Source organism: Kaistella yonginensis (assembly GCF_030409525.1).
Taxonomy (GTDB): Bacteria; Bacteroidota; Bacteroidia; order Flavobacteriales; family Weeksellaceae; genus Kaistella; species Kaistella yonginensis.
Genome location: NZ_JAUFQB010000040.1, coordinates 1 through 5,612, shown reverse-complemented (window position 1 = coordinate 5,612; position 5,612 = coordinate 1). Strand labels below are relative to the sequence as shown.

Genomic DNA, 5,612 nt, shown 5'->3' with positions numbered 1-5,612 from the left:
TTAAAAATAGTAAAAAAGTTATTTCCGAAAAATTTTTTTGAGCTTTAAGGGCTCAAAATTTTTCAGAATAACTTTTCAACTTACACAGTTAGTGGGACACTACCAGCGTTATATAAGAAAAAATTCGATATAGTAATCCGAATATTATAACATATAAAGAAGAATTTAAAATTGAAAGAGTAAAATTATCTACTTTACTAAAACTTCCTATTAAGTCTTTCGGAAAAACTAAAGCGAAAATTCCAATTGAAAAGCCAACAATCCAAGTTATTATTCTATCACTTCTTTCAAAGTTTGCTATATTACCTTCGTTAATTTTTACAATAGTACTTTCAGTTATTTCGTATATTTTTTTCAAAAAAACATTTGTCATCAGTAAATTTTAATAGATTTGTTATTTGTAATTTTTTTATGATTTCCATTTATCCATTATGAATCTTTGAATTTTTTTACCCCTTTCTAATATAGTTTTATCAGACCATTCTTGATATTCTCCTAATTCTCTTTCTGATATTAGATTTGATTTTAAATAAGTTTCTTTTTTCGATAGAAATGTTCTGTTATTTAAGGGACCATTGTCAAAAGTTAAAACTAAATTACCCAATAAATTAATATTCTCCATTGATTTTACTCCGGGTAATTGATTTTGAGGTGCAATGTGTTCAATGGTAATTTTATTGTTATTTATAAGTTCTTCAACCGTACCGATTTCAAACTTCGTTTGTGCCTCATTTTGTAAATAGAATTCGTAATCGAGAAGTACTAATTTCAAAGCAGAAGTCGAAATACTGTTATAAACACCTGTATTTATTATTGATTTTCTTAAATCTAAATTATTGCTATTTTTTTCTATGAGATTGCGAAGTTCTTTTTTAAGTTCTGTATAATTAATCTTATTTGCAAAAACTTTAAATGCTAAATCAAATAATGCAGAATTACCCGTATTTCCTTTTTTATTTCCGAAAATAAAAACACGAATTGTAAAAGCCTCTAAAATTTCATTTATGGAAATAAGAAAATCGGGTTTAAATTTTTTATTATTTAAAATTGCTATGTAAAGTGGAAGAAAGGTTTCTATTTTTCCTAATGTTTCTAACCGGAAGAATGAATTATTTACATTAACATTTTCAAAACTTTGATTTAAAATAGAGGAATAATGGAAAGAACTTTTGTATAAAAAATTATTAAAATCTTTTATTTCTTTTATTTTTTTGTCACGTTGCGATGTATCATTATCAAATAAATTTTTATTTGCAAAAATTTGTCTTTGTTTTATTAAATTAAGTTTTATTTTTTTTGGAATATCTGCTAAATCTTTATTATCGCCACTATATACAATATAACAATGTTTTAAGAATTGATTTTCCATTCTTGTTATCGAATGATTTTCAATACTCATTAGTTCAGAAAAAATGTCCCCAAATTTTTTATTTATTTCTTTTGCAACTATCTTTTCATTTAATCTATGTGTTAAATAAATGAGATAATTTTTAACTTTATCCATATCTGAAAGTGGTAATCCACGATCATTCATTGTTTCAAAAATTAAACCTACTTCAGATTCTTCTTCAAGTTCAAAAACATTTACTTTAAATTTTGACAGCAGATTGTTATAAATTTTAATTAATTTATTTATAGAGGTATATCTTTGTAAGTAAGTGTGAAAATGTATTCGTGCATATAAGAGATTCTTTTGAGTTTTAGTTGTAGGTTGAAATTTTTTGATATTATTTATATCAAGTTCATTTAATAAGTCAAAGAAAAAGTCTTGATTGTTCTTGTTATTTAAACGTAGTAATGATTTTCCTTTATTTATAACACTTTTTATTATGACGTCGTCTGCTTCAAGTGCGTTTATTTCACTAATTCTATGATAAATTGTTATCAATAATAAATGAAATGTTGTTAATCTTTGCTGTCCATCAACAATATCATATTTTGTTAAATCTGTGATACCAATCTTCTCTTGACCTGCTTTTATCAAAGTTATAGTTCCTGCATAATGCTCTTTTATAAATTCAACATCATACAAATCATAAAGTAAATCATCCAATTGTTCCTTTCCCCAAGAATAACCTCTTTGATATGCTGGTATTGTGAAAATACCATAATTTAAAAATTTTTCAACTGAATCAAATTTCATACTTTTAATTTTTAGCCCTAATTCCCAAATATACAAATATTTCCTTTTTAATTTTCTTTAAACTTTCTTTCAAAACCCAATCTTATAGTCCTGATTGCAGCGGCATCCTTTTGCAGAACGAAGTGGCGAAAAAGATACAGCGGAAAGCAGGTTCCTGGCTCCAAAAAAATAATTGAACAAAAATTCATTCATAATAATTTGCATAAAGTTATCTTTTAAATTAACTTTACGCTATGGATCCCTATAAAAACATCAAAAATTTTGACCAACTCATCGATTTAGAACACGGGAAAATTGGTATAGAAAGTAGAGCGAAATACGAAGAAAGTGCACAAATGTTCGTCATCAGCGAAATGCTGAAAGAAGCAAGGAAAGAAGCAAATATGACGCAAGAACAATTGGCTGAAAAAACCGGAACCAAAAAAAGTTATATTTCAAAAATTGAAAATGGCAAAGGAAATATTCAACTTTCTACTTTGTTTCGCCTTTTTGAAGTGGGATTGAATCGGAAAATTGGTTTAACTTTTTTGTAAAACAGAAAAACTACACTCAACCTAAATTCAATTTTTCAGCGCTGAAAATAATTCGTAAATTTGCAAAGTTGAATTTTTCAAGGTTTCTACTATTTTGAATGATTTTAAAATTAATACAATCAAAAATTAAAATATGAGTCAATTTGATGTTACCGTAATCGGTTCCGGTCCTGGAGGTTATGTTGCTGCAATTAGATGCGCACAATTGGGTTTTAAAACTGCAATTATTGAGAAATATCCTACGATGGGCGGAACTTGCCTGAACGTGGGTTGTATCCCGAGTAAAGCACTTTTGGATTCTTCGGAACATTTTTATAACGCCAAACATTCGTTTGCAGATCACGGAATTATCATCAATGATCCTGTCGCAGATTTGGGCAGAATGATCGCGAGAAAAAATGAAGTGGTAGATCAAACGACGAAAGGGATTCAGTTTTTGATGGATAAAAATAAAATTACCGTTTTTGAAGGTGTTGGAAGTTTTGAATCTTCTACCCAAGTGAAAGTTACTAAAAACGACGGTTCTACAGAATTGTTGGATTCTAAATACATCATTATCGCAACTGGTTCTAAACCAAGCAATTTGCCTTTCATTAATTTAGATAAAGAAAGAATCATAACTTCTACGGAAGCATTAGAATTAAAGGAAATCCCGAAACATTTGATCGTAATTGGAGGTGGAGTTATCGGTTTGGAATTGGGTTCAGTTTATAAAAGATTGGGTTCAGATGTTACTGTTGTAGAATTTATGGATAAAATAATCCCAACAATGGACGGTTCATTATCCAAAGAATTGAACAAAGTTTTAAGAAAACAAGGAATGAAATTCAACCTTTCTACCGGAGTTCAATCTGTGGAAAGAAACGGAGATACGGTGAAAGTTACTGCGAAAGATAAAAAAGGCGAAGAAGTTGTTTTTGAAGGAGATTATGTTTTGGTTTCTGTAGGTAGAAAACCTTACACAGAGGGACTTGGCTTGGAAAAAGCAGGTGTAGATTTGGACGAAAGAGGAAGAGTGAAAACCAACGACCATCTGCAAACCAATGTTTCTAATATTTACGCCATCGGTGATGTAGTTGCAGGTGCAATGCTCGCTCACAAAGCGTCTGAAGAAGGTGTTTTGGTTGCAGAACAATTGGCTGGTCAAAAACCACACATCAATTATAATTTAATTCCGGGCGTAGTTTACACTTGGCCAGAAGTTGCGGCTGTTGGAAAAACGGAAGAGCAATTGAAAGCAGAAGGTGTAGAAATAAAAATCGGTAATTTCCCGATGCGTGCTTTGGGAAGAAGCCGTGCTTCAGGTGATGTTGATGGATTTGTGAAAATAATCGCTGATGCAAAAACCGACGAAATTTTAGGAATGCACATGATCGGAGCAAGAGCAGCAGATTTAATTGCGGAAGCAGTTGTTGCCATGGAATTCCGTGCAAGTGCAGAAGATATTTCTAGAATGTCTCACGCACATCCAACCTACGCAGAAGCAGTGAAAGAAGCGGCTTTGGATGCGACTGGGAAGATTGCGATTCATTTTTAGTAGGGACAAGTCGAGACTTGTCCAAGAGCCAAGTAAAAAGATTCAAGTAGGGAAAAATATAGACTTGTCCGAAAAGAAAATAATTAAAGAGAAGTTTCGGCTTCTCTTTTTTTTTGATGGTAGGCTTTTAAGTCACGAATTCACGAATCTTTCTTTTTTTTAGTAATGTCCTTTTGTTGATTGGATAGAACGATTATTTGAACGATTTCAAAATAGGTAATCAGCGTAAAATAGGTGTAAAAATAAACTCGTGTATTCTTGCAAATGATTTTCGAGGCCGTAGATCCCTTTGATTATGTTTTTTTGACAAGGTTAAATATATTTTATTATTATTTGAAATAATTTTATTTTTTACATTTATTCTTTACTATCTTAGAATTTTAAACCTTTTTGGCATGCTTGTAGTGTGTTTTCAAAAACAATCAAAAATTAAGTATTATGAAAAATATTTTTACTACTTGTCTGTTCTTAGTGAGTTTTATGGGTTTTTCCCAGGAGGCTGGAAGAGCAGGAGAACTGTTGAAAAATGAAGCGAGAACCAACGAAAAGCAAACACAACGCAACGATGGCACTGGAAGAGGCGGTGACAAAGTATTGGATAATTCAAACTACCGAACTCCGCCGAAAAGCAATAATCCAAAAGGGAATACCACCAATTATCGCTGGAATTATAATTACGGAAATGCCGAGGTGTTTCTAAGAATTCCACAGAACGGATATTACACCGTAGAAATTGGCGATCAAGTGATGAGTAATCCAACGGGAAAATTCAGGTTTTTCGATTTGAAATTCGGAACGGTACCCATCGCGATTTATGAGAATAATTTTTTGATTTATAGAACGAATCTTAGACTGAAATCTTACACACGTCTGGTTTTAGATTTCTTTCCAGATTATGGAATGTATCTTTTAGGAAGTTATCCAGTGCAAAATAATGCTTATGGAATCAATGAATGGGATGATATCTGGAACAACCCTTATGGAAATCAAAACAGCAATTGGAACGGAAACTCTAGCAGCGGATATGCGTATGGAACGATGATGAACACCCAAGACTTCAACAGTTTTATGTCGTCTCTTAAAAAAAATGCGAGTTTTGATAAAGATAGAATGGGCATGATTTCAATGGTTAGCCAAAATGCAAACTTCACGTCACAGCAAATTTATAACATGCTTAATACCATGGATTTTGACAATAATAAACTTGAAATTGCCAAGCTTCTTTATACAAAATGTGTCGACCGCCAAAACTACCATTTGGTTTTCGAGGCATTTACCTTTGATACTTCAAAGAATAAATTAAACCTGTTGTGCATTTAGCATAAATTAATTTTTGTTTTATTTATACTTCTTTTAAAAACGAAAAAATTCAGATACTGTATCATTGTAAAGGAAGTGA

General features: G+C 31.1%; 4 protein-coding genes. 3 read left to right on the top strand and 1 reads right to left on the bottom strand.

Annotation, left to right across the window (positions count from 1 at the left end):
- Window positions 1–409: 409 nt before the first annotated feature.
- On the bottom strand, window positions 410–2,143 hold the full coding sequence (locus QWY78_RS09350; protein ID WP_290219149.1) for a DUF262 domain-containing protein: 1,734 nt from the start codon (window positions 2,141–2,143) through the stop codon (window positions 410–412).
- A 233-nt stretch (window positions 2,144–2,376) separates the two neighbouring features.
- Between QWY78_RS09350 and QWY78_RS09345 the strand changes: the two genes are divergently transcribed.
- From QWY78_RS09345 to QWY78_RS09335, 3 genes are all read left to right on the top strand, one after another.
- Entirely contained in the window at window positions 2,377–2,676 is a 300-nt protein-coding gene (locus tag QWY78_RS09345) for a helix-turn-helix domain-containing protein (protein ID WP_290219144.1), read from the top strand.
- 133 nt (window positions 2,677–2,809) lie between these two features.
- Complete coding sequence (gene lpdA, locus QWY78_RS09340; protein WP_290219141.1) at window positions 2,810–4,213, top strand: dihydrolipoyl dehydrogenase; 1,404 nt, start codon at window positions 2,810–2,812, stop codon at window positions 4,211–4,213.
- 438 nt (window positions 4,214–4,651) lie between these two features.
- Complete coding sequence (locus tag QWY78_RS09335; protein WP_290219137.1) at window positions 4,652–5,533, top strand: proline and serine-rich protein 1 family protein; 882 nt, start codon at window positions 4,652–4,654, stop codon at window positions 5,531–5,533.
- Window positions 5,534–5,612: the final 79 nt, after the last annotated feature.

Excerpts from the sequence above, each read along its gene's own strand:
- QWY78_RS09350 (WP_290219149.1), bottom strand. The coding sequence starts at position 2,143 with ATGAAATTTGATTCAGTTGAAAAATTTTTAAATTATGGTATTTTCACA.
- QWY78_RS09345 (WP_290219144.1), top strand. The coding sequence starts at position 2,377 with ATGGATCCCTATAAAAACATCAAAAATTTTGACCAACTCATCGATTTA.
- lpdA (WP_290219141.1), top strand. The coding sequence starts at position 2,810 with ATGAGTCAATTTGATGTTACCGTAATCGGTTCCGGTCCTGGAGGTTAT.
- QWY78_RS09335 (WP_290219137.1), top strand. The coding sequence starts at position 4,652 with ATGAAAAATATTTTTACTACTTGTCTGTTCTTAGTGAGTTTTATGGGT.